The organism is Methylobacterium sp. 174MFSha1.1 (assembly GCF_900116815.1).
GTDB lineage: Bacteria > Pseudomonadota > Alphaproteobacteria > Rhizobiales > Beijerinckiaceae > Methylobacterium.
This window is the reverse complement of sequence record NZ_FPCB01000020.1, coordinates 121,926-135,217: the sequence shown is the minus strand read 5'-3', so window position 1 is coordinate 135,217 and position 13,292 is coordinate 121,926. Positions and strand designations below refer to the sequence as shown.

At 72.0% G+C, this 13,292-nt stretch carries 11 protein-coding genes; 9 read left to right on the top strand and 2 right to left on the bottom strand.

Annotated elements, in window-relative coordinates; all coding sequences use genetic code 11:
• The first annotated feature begins 130 nt into the window (after positions 1 to 130).
• The 7 genes from BM430_RS18615 to BM430_RS18585 all read left to right on the top strand — a co-directional run bounded on the left by BM430_RS18615 (position 131) and on the right by BM430_RS18585 (position 8,984).
• Entirely contained in the window at positions 131 to 2,128 is a 1,998-nt protein-coding gene (locus BM430_RS18615) for a heme lyase CcmF/NrfE family subunit (RefSeq protein WP_093568742.1), read from the top strand.
• Positions 2,129 to 2,146: 18 nt separating this feature from the next.
• A complete protein-coding gene (locus tag BM430_RS18610; RefSeq protein ID WP_093568741.1) occupies positions 2,147 to 2,614 on the top strand; it encodes a cytochrome c-type biogenesis protein in 468 nt (155 codons plus the stop codon).
• Positions 2,611 to 3,606, top strand: coding sequence for a P1 family peptidase (locus BM430_RS18605; RefSeq protein ID WP_093568740.1), 996 nt, complete (start codon positions 2,611 to 2,613; stop codon positions 3,604 to 3,606). Before BM430_RS18610 ends, BM430_RS18605 begins: the two co-directional genes overlap by 4 nt.
• 314 nt (positions 3,607 to 3,920) lie before the next feature.
• A complete protein-coding gene (gene crcB, locus BM430_RS18600) occupies positions 3,921 to 4,292 on the top strand; it encodes a fluoride efflux transporter CrcB (RefSeq protein WP_093568739.1) in 372 nt (123 codons plus the stop codon).
• Positions 4,293 to 4,347: 55 nt separating this feature from the next.
• A complete protein-coding gene (locus BM430_RS18595) occupies positions 4,348 to 4,653 on the top strand; it encodes an Rdx family protein (RefSeq protein WP_093568738.1) in 306 nt (101 codons plus the stop codon).
• Between the two features lie 57 nt (positions 4,654 to 4,710).
• Complete coding sequence (locus BM430_RS18590; RefSeq protein ID WP_093568737.1) at positions 4,711 to 7,245, top strand: sensor histidine kinase; 2,535 nt, start codon at positions 4,711 to 4,713, stop codon at positions 7,243 to 7,245.
• A gap of 488 nt (positions 7,246 to 7,733) precedes the next feature.
• Positions 7,734 to 8,984, top strand: coding sequence for an adenylate/guanylate cyclase domain-containing protein (locus tag BM430_RS18585; protein ID WP_177303096.1), 1,251 nt, complete (start codon positions 7,734 to 7,736; stop codon positions 8,982 to 8,984).
• Positions 8,985 to 9,053: 69 nt separating this feature from the next.
• Here the strand turns inward: BM430_RS18585 and BM430_RS18580 are convergent, their stop codons facing one another.
• A complete protein-coding gene (locus BM430_RS18580; protein WP_093568735.1) occupies positions 9,054 to 9,287 on the bottom strand; it encodes a GcrA family cell cycle regulator in 234 nt (77 codons plus the stop codon).
• Between the two features lie 333 nt (positions 9,288 to 9,620).
• On the opposite strand from BM430_RS18580, the gene BM430_RS18575 reads away from it, so the two are divergent.
• Positions 9,621 to 11,267, top strand: coding sequence for an inorganic phosphate transporter (locus tag BM430_RS18575; RefSeq protein WP_093568734.1), 1,647 nt, complete (start codon positions 9,621 to 9,623; stop codon positions 11,265 to 11,267).
• A gap of 13 nt (positions 11,268 to 11,280) precedes the next feature.
• Here the strand turns inward: BM430_RS18575 and BM430_RS18570 are convergent, their stop codons facing one another.
• A complete protein-coding gene (locus BM430_RS18570; protein WP_093568733.1) occupies positions 11,281 to 11,949 on the bottom strand; it encodes a hypothetical protein in 669 nt (222 codons plus the stop codon).
• Between the two features lie 276 nt (positions 11,950 to 12,225).
• On the opposite strand from BM430_RS18570, the gene BM430_RS18565 reads away from it, so the two are divergent.
• The gene (locus tag BM430_RS18565) at positions 12,226 to 13,239 is read left to right on the top strand and encodes an NAD-dependent epimerase/dehydratase family protein (RefSeq protein ID WP_093568732.1); all 1,014 of its coding nucleotides are present in this window, start codon (positions 12,226 to 12,228) and stop codon (positions 13,237 to 13,239) included.
• Positions 13,240 to 13,292 lie beyond the last annotated feature (53 nt).

Genomic DNA, 13,292 nt, shown 5'->3' with positions numbered 1-13,292 from the left:
TCTTGGCGGCGCTCGGCACGAAGCGGACTAAGGTGACGTCCGCGATCCGCCGCGGCAGGACGCCGGGCGGGAGAGCCGTCGACCGATCTCCCGTCCCGATGGACTTCACGCTCACCGAAAGGTCGCCCTGGTGCTGATCGAGGTTGGTCACTACGCCCTCGCCCTGGCGCTCGCCCTGTCCCTGACGCAGATGGTGATGCCGGTCTGGGCGAGCCGCACCGGCGACCCGGTCCTGCGCAGCGTCGCGGTGCCGGCGGCGCTCGCCACCTTCGCGTGCATCGCCTTCGCGTTCGCGGCACTGACCTACGCGCACGTCACCTCGGACTTCTCGGTCCAGAACGTCGTCGAGAACTCGCACTCGATGAAGCCGCTGATCTACAAGATCTCCGGCGTCTGGGGGAACCACGAGGGCTCGATGCTGCTCTGGGTGCTGATCCTGGCGCTGTTCGGCGCCGTGGTGGCGCTCGCCCGCAATGCCGTGCCGCCGACCCTGCGCGCCAACACGCTCGGCGTGCAGGCCGCGATCACCGCGGTGTTCCTGCTCTTCATCCTCGTCACCTCGAACCCCTTCGCCCGGCTCAACCCGGCCCCGGTCGAGGGGCGCGACCTCAACCCGCTGCTCCAAGATCCCGGCCTCGCGATCCATCCGCCGCTGCTCTATCTCGGCTATGTCGGCTTCTCGATCACCTTCGCCTTCGCCATCGCGGCCCTGATCGAGGGCCGGATCGACGCCGCCTGGGCCCGCGCCGTGCGGCCCTGGACGCTGGCGGCCTGGTGCTTCCTCACCGTCGGCATCGCCATGGGGTCGTACTGGGCCTATTACGAGCTCGGCTGGGGCGGCTGGTGGTTCTGGGACCCGGTCGAGAACGCCTCGCTGATGCCCTGGCTCGCCGGCACGGCGCTCGTCCACTCCACCGTCGTCATGGAGAAGCGCGACGCGCTCAAGGTCTGGACGGTCTTGCTCGCCATCCTGACCTTCTCGCTGTCGCTGCTCGGCACCTTCCTGGTGCGCTCAGGGGTCCTCACCTCGGTCCACACCTTCGCCACCGACCCGACCCGCGGCACCTTCATCCTCGGCATCCTGGTCCTGTTCATCGGCGGCTCGCTGGCGCTCTACGCCTGGCGCGCGCCCACCCTACGCCAGGGCGGCCTGTTCGCGCCGATCTCGCGCGAGGGCGCGCTGGTGATGAACAACCTCTTCCTGTCGGCGGCCTGCGCCACGGTGCTCGTCGGCACGCTCTATCCGCTCGTCCTCGAGTCGCTCACGGGCGAGAAGATCTCGGTCGGGCCGCCCTTCTTCAACCTGACCTTCCTGCCGCTCGCGGTGCCGCTGCTCCTCGTGGTGCCGTTCGGCCAGACGCTGGCCTGGAAGCGCGGCGACCTCGCGGCGGCGAGCCAGCGGCTGTTCGTCGGCTTCGCGCTCGCGCTCGCCGTGGCGCTTCTGGCGATCGCGGTCACCTGGGGCGGGCCGGTGGGGGCGCCGCTCGGCATCGGGCTCGGCGCCTACCTGATCCTGGGCGCCGCCCTCGAGATCGTCACCCGGGCCAAGGGCAAGACCCTCGGCCTGTCGCTGCGCCGCGCCGCCGGCCTGCCGCGCTCGGCCTGGGGCACGGCGCTGGCGCATGCCGGCGTCGGCGTCACGGTGATCGGCATCGCCGCCCAGGCCTGGAGCGTCGAATCCCTCGCGACCGTGAAGCGCGGCGGCGAGTTGCATGCCGGCCCCTACGTCGCGGCTCTGGAGGGCGTCCTGCCCCGCACCGGGCCGAACTACACCGAGACCGTGGCCCACCTGACCATCCGCGAGGGCGGGGTTCCGGTCGGGGTGATCGAGCCGGGCAAGCGCTTCTACGCCTCGCGCAACATGTCGGTGAGCGAGGCGGGCCTGCTCACCCTCGGGGTGAGCCAGGTCTATGCCAGCGTCGGCGAGACCGGGACCGACGGCAGCGTCGGCATCCGCCTGTACTACAAGCCCCTGGTGCTGCTGATCTGGCTCGGCGCCGTGGTGATGGCGCTCGGCGGCGGCCTCTCCCTCACCGACCGGCGCTTCCGCGTCGGCGCCCCGGCCCTGCGGCCGGCGGTCCGCGACGCGGCCGGCCCGGTGCCGCCCCACTCGGTCCCCGCAGAGTAGGACAGGTCAGTCACCCCGATGCGTGCCCTCCGTTCAGCCCTGCTCGCCCTGGCCCTCCTCATGCCCGTCGCCGCCGGCGCCGTGCAGCCCGAGGAGGTGATGAAGGATCCGACCCTGGAGAAGCGGGCCCGGGCGATCTCGTCGGGCCTGCGCTGCCTCGTCTGCCAGAACCAGTCGATCGACGATTCCGACGCGCCGCTCGCCCGCGACCTGCGGCTGATCGTGCGCGAGCGCCTGCGCCAGGGCGACGACGACGACTCGGTGCTGCGCTACGTGGTCCAGCGCTACGGCGAGTTCGTGCTGCTGCGCCCGGTCGTCGCCTGGCACACCGCGTTCCTCTGGCTGACCCCGGTGCTGGTGGTCGGCCTCGGCGGCCTCGCCCTCTTCGCGACCTCCCGCCGGCGGAAGGCGTCCCAGCCCAAGGCCCTCTCGGCCGCCGAGGAGGCGGCGGTGGCCGACCTGATGCGCCGGGCCGAATCGCGATGAGCGGGAGCCTCACCGACATCCCCGGCATCCGCGTCGGCCACGCCGAGGACGCCCGCGCTCTCTCGGGCACCACAGCGATCGTCTTCGATGCGCCGACGGTGGCGGCGGTCGACATCCGCGGCGGCGGGCCGGGCACGCGGGAGACCGACCTCCTCGATCCCGAGCGCACGGTGGCGGGGGTCGACGCCCTCGTGTTGTCCGGCGGCTCCGTCTTCGGGCTGGACGCCGCCACGGGCGTCGTCGCCAGGCTCGCCGAGACCGGGCGCGGCTTCCCGGTCGGGGCCGCCCGGGTGCCGATCGTGCCGGCGGCGATCCTGTTCGACCTCCTCAACGGCGGCGACAAGGCGTGGGGCCGCTTTTCCCCCTACCGAGACCTCGGCTACGCCGCAGCGGTCGCAGCGAGCGCCGGACCCGTGGCGATGGGCTCGGTCGGGGCCGGGCTGGGTGCCCGGACCGCCAACCTCAAGGGCGGCCTCGGCAGCGCCTCGGCCCTGGTCGAGGGCACCGGCGCCCGCGTCGCCGCCCTGGTGGCGGTGAACGCGCTCGGACGGGTCACGGTCGGGGACGGCCCGCATTTCTGGGCCGGGCCATTCGAGATCGGCGACGAGTTCGGGGGCCTCGGCCCCGCGCCAAAAATCCCGCCCGACGCCTTCGCCTGGCCGGCAAAGCCGATGCCGGGCGCCAACACGACGATCGCGGTGGTCGCGACCGACGCCCGCCTGACCAAGGCCGAAGCCCGCCGCCTCGCCGTGACGGCGCAGGACGGCCTCGCCCGGGCGATCGTGCCGGCCCACACCCCCCTCGACGGCGACCTCGTCTTCGCCGCCGCGACCGGTGCCGTGCCGCTCGCCGATCCGGTCGGGGATCTGGCGCGCTTAGGGGACGCGGCGGCGCGGGTGCTGGCGCGGGCGGTGGCGCTCGGGGTCTACCACGCGCGCGCCCTGCCGGTGGCCGGGGCGCAAGAAGCGTGGCGGGACCGGTTCGGGGGGTGAGAGGATTAAGCCCCTACCCGTTCACACCCGACCCTTTCCGGGCCCGGAACGGGCCTGCACGACTGGAGCGTCAGCGGAAGAAGATCCGGGTACCGGCACAGGAAGTGCCGCGAAGCGGCCCTGCATGATGCACCGTTGCAGACACAAGGACGCTTCGCGGCTTTTTGCCCTGGATCCCGGATCTCCTTCCACTTCGTTGCAGTCGTCCGGGAAAGGGCCGAGTAGCCGGCGCGCGGACCACGGTTGCGCCGGCGGCCTCGCCCGGACGACCGGGCCATGGCAGAAGCCTCGCGATCGAAGGAGAGGTCGAGGCGGTGAGCTACCTGGTGGTCTTTCTCGGCGCCGGCCTCGGCGGGGCGTTGCGCCACGGCGTCAACCTCTGGGCGGCGCGGGCGGGCAGCGGCTTCCCGTTCGGCACCATGCTGATCAACATCGCCGGCTCGATCCTGATGGGAGTGCTCACCGGCTGGTTCGCCGCAAGGGGCGGCGGGCCGCAGGCCCTGCGGCTGTTCCTCACCACCGGCATCCTCGGCGGCTTCACCACCTTCTCGACCTTCTCGCTCGAGGCCGTCCTGCTCTGGGAGCGCGGCGCGCACGCGGCGGCCCTGGCCTATGTCGGCGTCTCGGTGGCGGCCGGCATCGCGGGCGTCGCCGCGAGCCTCCTGGTGCTGCGCCAGCTCGGGTGACGGAACGCCGTCCGGGTTGACAAGCGGGGGGATCGAAGGCGGAGTCTCCTTCAAGATGAGCGACACAGCCCCCCGTCCAGAGGCCGAGAAGCCCCGCATCGCCATCACCTACTGCACCCAGTGCAACTGGCTGCTGCGGGCCGGCTGGATGGCGCAGGAGCTGCTCTCCACGTTCCGCGACAATCTGGGCGAGGTCGCGCTGATCCCCGGGACCGGCGGCGCCTTCGCGATCACCTGCGGCGACGCACTGATCTGGGAGCGCAAGCGCGACGGGGGATTTCCCGACATCAAGACCCTCAAGCAGCGGGTGCGCGACCGGATCGAGCCCGGCCGCGATCTCGGCCACATCGACAGGGCCTGACGCCTTGACCCTACCGCGCCGCCCGCGCGCTACCAGGACCGTCAGGAGGACCACGCCATGATCCGCCGCCGGCTCCACGCCCTGCGGCGGGACGGGCTGTCGACGCAGGTCTACCTCGTCGCCCTGGCGATCGCCCTGATCGGGCCGGGCCTCCTGTTCACCGCCGTGCTGCTCGGCCGCTACGCCTCGCTGGAGCGGATCCGCTTCCAGCAGGATGCCCGCGAGAGCGTGCGCGGCATCGCGCTCAGCATCGACCGCGACATCGCCGGGCTGGTCTCGGTGCTGCAGACCCTCGCGGCCTCGCCGCGGCTGAAGCAGGCGAGATCCGGTCAGGACCCCCTTGGCGGCTTCGAGACCCAGGCCCGGGCGGTGACCGACACGACCGGCCTCCACCTCTCCCTGCGCCGGCGGGACGGGAGCCAACTCGTCAACACCGCCCTGCCCCCCGGCGCGCCGCTGCCGCAGGACCCGCATCCCGAGGATGAGGCGGTGCTGGCGACGAAGCGCCCGGTGATCGGCGGCGTCCGCGCCGGCGCGCCCGGGCGGCCGCCGACCTACGACGTCGCGGTGCCGGTGACGATCGAGGGCACCCCGGCCTACGTGCTCAGCGTCACGGTGCCGGTGGAGCGTCTGCACCAGATCCTGGTCCAGGATCTCGCGCCGGGCTGGACCACCGGGATCATCGACCGCAACGGCCTCCTGCTCGCCCGCTCGGAGGACCAGGCCGGCCTCGCCGGCCAGCCGATGCAGGCCTCCTTGCGCGGCCATCCGACCGGCGCCGCCGACATCTGGGAGGGCGTCGACCGGCGCCGGCGGCCGGTGCTCTACGTCGAGACCGCCGCCAAGACGGCGGGCTGGACCGTCGGCGCCAGCATCCCGCGGCAGCAGGTCGAGGCACCGCTGCGCCACTGGATCGTGGCCTTCGGGGGGTTCGGGCTCCTGGCGCTCGCGGTGTCGTCGGTGCTCGCGGTCAAGCTGTGGGCGCGGGTCGCCGAGCCCCTGCGCCAGCTCGCGGCGGCCGGCGGGGCGCTCGCCGCCGGCCAGCCGGTGCCGCGGGTCTCGACGCCGATCCGCGAGATCCGCCAGCTCGCCGACACCCTCGCCGACGCCTCGCAGAGCCTGCGCCGGCGCATCGCCGAGCGCGACCAGGCGCTCGCGCAGCAGAGCCGCAGCCTCGCGGCGCTCCGCGAGAGCGAGGCGCGCTTCCGCCACATGGCCGATTCCGCCCCGGCCCTGATCTGGATGACCGACGCGGTGGGCGAGGTCGTCTTCGTCAACCTCCACTACGACTACCTGTTCGGCCGCTCGACCGAGACGCTGACGGAAGGGCGCTGGCGCGAGATCATCCATCCGGACGACCTGCCCGCCTTCGAGGCGGCCTTCGAGGGCGCCTTCACGCGGCGCATGCCGTTCCGCCACGCGACCCGGGTGATCGACCGGCACGGGGCGACGCGCTGGATCCTGTGCGAGGGCGTCGCCCGCCTCGACGATCACGGCCGCTTCCTCGGCTATACCGGCTGCAACGTCGACATCACCGAGGCCAAGGACGCCGAGACGGCTTTGCGCGAGGGCGAGGAGCGCCTGCGGCTGGCGCTGGCCGCCGGGCGTCTCGGCACCTGGGAGATCGACCTCGCGTCGGGCCAGTACCGCCTCTCGGCCCGCTCGGCCGAGATTTTCGGAGCCGCCCCCCTGTCGCACGAGGCCTGGACCCGCACGGTGCACCCCGAGGACCGGGCCCGGATCGAGGCGGCGCTCGCCGACCTGCTCGCCGGCGAGGCCGAGTACCGCACCGAGTTCCGGATCCGGCCGGACGGGTCCTCGCAGCGCTGGGTCAGCGCCCAGGCGATCGTGCAGCGCGATGCGGGGGGCCGGGCGCGCCGGGTGATCGGCATCCACCAGGAGGTAACCGAGCGCAAGCGGGCCGAGGAGCACCTGCGCCTGCTGGTGCACGAGCTGAACCACCGGGTGAAGAACACGCTCGCCACCGTGCAGTCGATCGCGATGCAGAGCCTGCGCGGCCTCGACGGGCTGCAGGCGGCGCGCGCCAAGAGCGCCTTCGAGGCACGGCTGATCGCACTCGCGCGCGTCCACGACGTGCTCACCCGCGAGAGCTGGGAGGGAGCGGAGCTGGCCGAGGTGGTCAAGGACGCGCTCGCCCCCCTCGACGGGCCGGGCGCGCCCTCGCGCTTCTCGGTCGGCGGTCCGGCATTGCGCCTGCCGCCCCGCATCGCCCTCTCGATCGCCATGGCGCTGCACGAGCTCGCCACCAACGCGGTCAAGTACGGCGCCCTCTCGGTGCCGGCGGGAGAGGTCGCGCTGTCGTGGTCGGTCGCCGACGGATGCCTCTCGCTGCGCTGGCAGGAATCCGGCGGGCCGTCGGTCATCCCGCCGACCCGCACCGGCTTCGGCTCCCGCCTGATCGAGCGCAGCCTCGCCCGCGAGCTCGACGGCACGGTGAGCCTGAGCTTTCCGCGCGACGGCGTGGTCTGCACCATCGTGGCGCCCCTCGCCGAGCCGGGCGGGCTCCGGGCGGAGCCGCGGGAGGCGAGCGGCGCCGCGCCGGCCCGGCGCCGGGCGGCGGGACAGGCGTGAGGTCTGGGGCTGTGTGAGACGAAGTAGGGCGCGGGTTTCTCCTCTCCCCACGGGCGCAGGGCTGTCCGGGAAAATCCCTTTTAGAATGGAGCGCGGGATCCCCTCTCCCGTTTGGGAGAGGGGTAGGGGTGAGGGTGCTACGGTTCTGTGTCTGGCACCAAACGTTCAGCTGCCAGCACGACGGTCAGAGTTTCACACGGAAGTGTATCACCCTCACCCCCGGCCCCTCTCCCACACGGGAGAGGGGAGGCGCGCTATTTCTTCTCCCCGGACAATCCACCCGACAACCCTGCGTCAGCCCGAAGTAGGCCGGCCGGTCGATGGCCGCCGGCGGGAATCGTCCCATATCGCCGGGAGCCGAGGGCCCGTCCGCACCCGGCGCCGGACGGACCGACATGACCGCAGACCCGACGCCAAGCCCACCGGCCCGCCGGACTCTCCTCGCGCGGTTCGCGCCCTTGCGGCTCGGCCCTAGCCGACTCCGCCCCTTGCGCGGTCGAGCCGGGCTCACCGTCGCGGGGGCGGCCCTGCTGCTGCTGGTGGGCTCCGCCAACGGGCTGCTGCTGGCCTGGCAGAGCAGCGTCCAGCACCGCATCACCCATACGCTGTCGGTCGACCGGACCCTGATGCAGGTGCTGGCCGACCTCCTCGACAGCGAGACCGGGCAGCGCGGCTACCTCCTGACCGGCGATCCGGCCTTCCTGGTGCCCTACACCGCCGGGCAGGCCCGGATCGCCGCGGAGCTGCCGGTGCTGGAAGCCGAGCTGCGCAGCGCCCCGGCCCAGGAGGCCCGCCTGACCGCGTTGCGCCCCGCCATCGCCCGCAAGTTCACCGAGCTCGACCGGACGCTCGCCCTCGACCGCGCCGGCGACCGCGACGGGGCGCTGGCCCTGGTGCGGGCCGGCGAGGGCAAGGCGGAGATGGACGAGATCCGACGGATCATCGAGACGATGCGCGCCCAGGAGGACGACCTGCTGGTCGGCTACCAGCAGCACGCCCACCGGATCGAGGCGATGGTCGGGATCGGCAGCGTCGTATCGGTCGGCATCATGGCGCTGCTCGCGGTCCTGGCCCTGCGCGAGGCGGCGCGGCGGGCCGCCCTGTCGCGCTTCCTGCCCGCCGAGCTGGCGCCGCTCCTGGAGCGCGGCGGCAGCATGGAGCGGGGCGGCGGCCTGCGGCTCGGCGAGCGGCGGCACGCGGCCATCGCCTTCGTCGACATGCGCGGCTCCACCACCATCGCCGAGCGGGCCGATCCCGAGACGGTGGCGATCCTGGTCACGGGGTTCCGCCGCTGCGTCGCCCAGGCCGCCCGCGAGACCGGCGGCGTAATCGACAAGTTCATGGGCGACGGCGCACTCGTGGTGTTCGGCGTGCCGGAGACGCGGGAAGACGCCGCCGCCCAGGCCCTCGCCTTCGCGGGACGGCTGGAGGTCCTGGTGGCCGAGTGGAACGCGGCGTCGGGCGAGCCCCCGGTGCGCATCGGCATCGGGGTGCATTGCGGCGAGGTGTTCGTCGGCGTGGTCGGCGACGACGACCGGCTCGAATTCACCGTGCTCGGCGACGCGGTCAACGTCGCGGCCCGGCTCGAACAGGCGACCAAGACCTTCGGGACCACCACGCTCGTCTCGCAGGCCGCGCTCGACGCGAGCCGGACCTCCGGGACGGAGTGGCACGAGGTCAGCCGCCAGCCCCTGCGCGGCCGGCAGGAAGCCTTCCCGATCTACGGCCGGGCCGCCTGAGTACGACGTGAGACGAGGAGAAGGGCCGAAAACGGCGCGGGACGGGGTAGCGGTCCCGGCCGGGCTCTGCTATCGCAGCCGCCCCGGCCGGGTCGGCTCGAAGACGATCCGGCGGTGGAAGGCGCACCAGCTCTTGCCGTCCTGCACCGGCGCACCGCAGCAGACCGCACGGTCGTTCGGTTCGCCGATGATGAACTTGCACACGAAGGCGCCCGACTGGGCGAACGGAACCCGGAGGCTCGGAGAGGGCTCCTCGACGGTGTCTGCGGTCACGATATGCGACATGCGCACGAGCTGGTTCATCGGGTACTGACTCGCTGGCCTTCCGTCACCCTCGACCAGAAGGGCGCCGGGCCGGTTCGTGGCGGGCAGGTCCGTCACCGGATTCTCCACCCCAGGGGATCCGCTCCCTCAGAGACCCGTGCGCACACGCGTCGCTCAAGGGCAGCGATGATCGTGTGAATTTGGGGTTGCGTCTCGCAGAACGCAAGCCCCCTAAGCATTTACGCGTGGTTTTCGACAGCCGGGAGGGGTCCGCGACGGCTCCGGCCCGGCCTCGCGGCGTCATCGACTTGCCATCCACGCGCCCTATCCTTGACTGACCCCCTGCCGCCGCGCGTTTGCCCCGAGGCTGCCATGTCCGACGCCGCTCTGGCCCCCGATCGCGCCGGCGCGGCGCATGGTCACGCCCGCCCCGGGCCGCGCCTCGACCACCGGCTGCATCCTGCGGCGACAATCGGGTTCCTCGCCGTGCTGGCGGCGGGCCTCGCCTATGGCGGCTACAACCTCGTCGCCGACATGCACCGGGCCGGCCAGCCGCCGCTCGCCATCGGAGCCTTCGCGCTGCTCGGCCTCGCCCTGGTGATCGCGCTGGCCTTCGAGTTCGTGAACGGCTTCCACGACACCGCCAACGCGGTGGCGACGGTGATCTACACCCACGCGATGCCGCCCGTCGTCGCGGTGGTCTGGTCGGGCGCGTTCAACTTCCTGGGCGTCATGGCCTCGAGCGGCGCGGTGGCCTACAGCGTCGTGACGCTGCTGCCGGTGGAACTGATCCTCCAGGTCGGCTCGGGGGCGGGCTACGCGATGATCTTCGCGCTGCTCCTCGCGGCGATCGTGTGGAACCTCGGCACCTGGGCGCTCGGCCTGCCGAATTCCTCCTCGCACGCGCTGATCGGCTCGGTGATTGGGGTCGGCCTCGCCAACCAGCTGATGGCGCCCGACCGCGCCGCCTCCGGCGTCGCCTGGGGGCAGGCGCTGACCGTGCTCGAATCGCTGCTGTTCAGCCCCCTCGTCGGCTTCGTCTGCGCCGCCCTCCTGCTCCTTGCGCTCAAGCGCCTGGTGCGCCGGCCCGACCTCTACCGCGCCCCCGAGGGCGAGGCGCCGCCGCCGCTCTGGATCCGCGGCCTCCTGATCCTGACCTGCACCGGCGTGTCCTTCGCCCATGGCGGCAACGACGGCCAGAAGGGCATGGGGCTGATCATGCTGATCCTGATCGGCGCGGCGCCGACGGCCTACGCGCTCAACCGCACCATGCCGGATTCGAGCACCCCCGCCTTCGTGGAGGGCTCGCAAGCGGCGAGCCGGGTGTTTCGCGACCACGCCGCCTCCGCCGCGGTGCCCGACGCCGCAGGCGCCCGGGCCCGGATCGGGGAGGCCCTGAAGGCGAAGGCGGTGCCTCAGGCTCTCGCGGCGCCCGACAGCCTCGCGGCTTTGGCCGGCCTCGCCGACGACATCGCCACGGAGGTGAAGAACTACGGCGCCATCCGGCACGTGCCGGCGGCGGCGACCCAGAACCTGCGCAACGACATGTATCTCGCCGGCGACGCGGTGCGGCTCCTCACCGGCGAGCACTCGCCCTTCTCCGACAGCGAGAAGAAGACCCTCAAGGACTACCAGCGCACCCTCGACGACGGCACCCGCTATATCCCGACCTGGGTCAAGGTCGTGGTCGCCCTGGCGCTCGGCCTCGGCACGATGGTGGGCTGGAAGCGGATCGTCGTCACGGTCGGCGAGCGCATCGGCAAGCAGCACCTGACCTACGCGCAGGGCGCTTCCGCCGAGGCGGTCGCCGCCGGCACGATCGGGCTCGCCGAGGCCTACGGCATGCCGGTCTCGACCACCCACATCCTGTCGAGCGGCGTCGCCGGCACGATGTGGGCCAACGGCACCGGGCTCCAGATGGCGACGGTGCGCAACCTGGCGCTCGCCTGGATCCTGACCCTGCCGGCGGCGATCACGCTGGCGGGGGTGCTGTACTGGGGGTTGCGGCACGTGTTCTGAGGGCGGAGTTCGATCAGGGTCGTGCGTGCCACACCGGCCTGAAGCTGCTCGACGCCTCGGCGAAGGCGTGAATGCCCGGGCACATCGCGGCGACGATGCGCTGGAGGTCGCGATAGCGCTGCTCGAGCGGGAGATGGAAGATCGGCTCGTGATGGGCGATCCGGTTGCGCAACGAGAGCATCTCGTCGCAGATCCCCCAGGCCGCCGGGCGATCGAGGACGCGATCGTGGGGAAAGACCTGTATGAGGTTCCTCCGCCAGACGTGGGCGATGTCGTATCGCTTCGAGAGCTGCGACACCCAGAACCCTGCCGAGAGATCCGAGACGATGGCGGGCAGCGAGGCAGGCGCGATGCCTCGGATCCGTTCCTGTCGCTGCCTGGCCTGCGAGAGCCGCTCCTTGTCGAGACCGGTCAATTGCCGCTCGAGACCGGTCGTGTCGTAAGGCCAGGATCTGCCGTATCGATGGACCAGGAAATCGTTCAACTTGTTCCGCAGGCAAATCTCCCAGGCCTGGAGGTAAATGTAGAGCTCTTTCGACAGCTGCGATTTCCAGCTATAGAGCTTGAGTGCCCGAATGGTGTCGCGGCCGGTCGCGGTCAGGTAACGAGCGAATCGCGGCTGGCTTAACGAGCGGATGCATTGGTCTCGAAGGCGCAGGTCTTTCCAAAGCTCATCTTGCATACAGCCCGGCCTCGCATTAAATCGGAGGTGTGAGCCTGGGGAACCGGTCACTGCGCCTTCGGTGCACACCCCCCGGGACGAGCTTGGACCTACCGAACAGCGGGGGCGGATCCGCAAGGGCCCGCCCCTTGCTGTTCGTAACGCTTTCTCGCACACCGCCTGACGCTGCGGCAAGATCGAGAGAGAGGCCGCGGGACCTCGACGGACTGGCAACCGTCCCCACGTCGGTGTAACCGCCAAGGACGGGCGCCTTCCGGCCCGCGCCAGGGACCCGCCATGCGCTTCCTCGTGACAGGCACGGCCGGCTTCATCGGCTTCCATCTCGCCCGCCGGCTGCTGCGGGCCGGCCACGAGGTCGTGGGGGTCGATGGGCTGACCGACTACTACGACGTCGCCCTCAAGCAGGCGCGGGTGGCACACCTCGCCGCCCTGCCCGGCTTCTCGTCCCACGCCTTCATGCTGGAGGAGCCCGGCGCCTTCATGGCGCTGATGGCCGAGGCGCGGCCGGAGGTGGTTGTGCATCTCGCCGCGCAAGCCGGGGTGCGCTACAGCCTGGAGCACCCGGAGGCCTACGTCTCGAGCAACATGGTGGGGACCTTCCAGGTGCTGGAGGGCTGCCGGGCGCATCCGGTGTGCCACCTGCTCTTCGCCTCGACCTCCTCGGCCTATGGCGGCAACAAGGCGGTGCCGTTCCGCGAGACCGACCGGGCGGTGTCGCCGCTCACCATCTACGCCGCCTCGAAGCTCGCCGGCGAGGCGATGGCGCATTCCTACGCCCACCTCTGGAAGATCCCCACCACCGCGTTCCGGTTCTTCACCGTCTACGGGCCGTGGGGCCGGCCCGACATGGCGCTGTTCCTGTTCACCCGAAAAATCCTGGCCGGCGAGCCGATCGAGGTCTACGACCACGGCAGGGCGGTGCGGGACTTCACCTATATCGACGACCTCGTCGAGAGCATCACCCGGCTGATCGACGCCCCCCCTCCCCTGCCCGGCGCCGCCCCGGTCTCCGCGGCCGACACCTTGAGCCCGGTCGCGCCCTACCGGATGGTCAATATCGGCGGCGGGCGGCCGGTGAGCGTCGCGGCGATGATCGACGCCCTGGAGCAGGCCCTCGGCCGGACGGCCCAGCGCCACCTGCGCGACCTGCCACCCGGCGACGTCGAGCGGACGGAAGCGAGCCCCGACCTCCTGCGCGACCTCGTCGGCTACGTGCCGGCGACGCCGCTCGACACCGGCATCCCGGCCTTCGTCGCCTGGTACCGGGCGCATTACGGCACGGGCGCCTGAGAGGAGCCCCGTCAAATCACCGGCTTGCCAGGGCGGCCGCGACAGTGCTCAAT

What these genes read in the sequence shown, in the direction of transcription:
- BM430_RS18575 (WP_093568734.1), top strand. Translation starts at nt 9,621, where the DNA reads ATGTCCGACGCCGCTCTGGCCCCCGATCGCGCCGGCGCGGCGCATGGT.
- BM430_RS18605 (WP_093568740.1), top strand. Translation starts at nt 2,611, where the DNA reads ATGAGCGGGAGCCTCACCGACATCCCCGGCATCCGCGTCGGCCACGCC.
- BM430_RS18570 (WP_093568733.1), bottom strand. Translation starts at nt 11,949, where the DNA reads ATGCAAGATGAGCTTTGGAAAGACCTGCGCCTTCGAGACCAATGCATC.
- BM430_RS18580 (WP_093568735.1), bottom strand. Translation starts at nt 9,287, where the DNA reads ATGAACCAGCTCGTGCGCATGTCGCATATCGTGACCGCAGACACCGTC.
- BM430_RS18610 (WP_093568741.1), top strand. Translation starts at nt 2,147, where the DNA reads ATGCGTGCCCTCCGTTCAGCCCTGCTCGCCCTGGCCCTCCTCATGCCC.
- BM430_RS18590 (WP_093568737.1), top strand. Translation starts at nt 4,711, where the DNA reads ATGATCCGCCGCCGGCTCCACGCCCTGCGGCGGGACGGGCTGTCGACG.
- BM430_RS18595 (WP_093568738.1), top strand. Translation starts at nt 4,348, where the DNA reads ATGAGCGACACAGCCCCCCGTCCAGAGGCCGAGAAGCCCCGCATCGCC.
- BM430_RS18565 (WP_093568732.1), top strand. Translation starts at nt 12,226, where the DNA reads ATGCGCTTCCTCGTGACAGGCACGGCCGGCTTCATCGGCTTCCATCTC.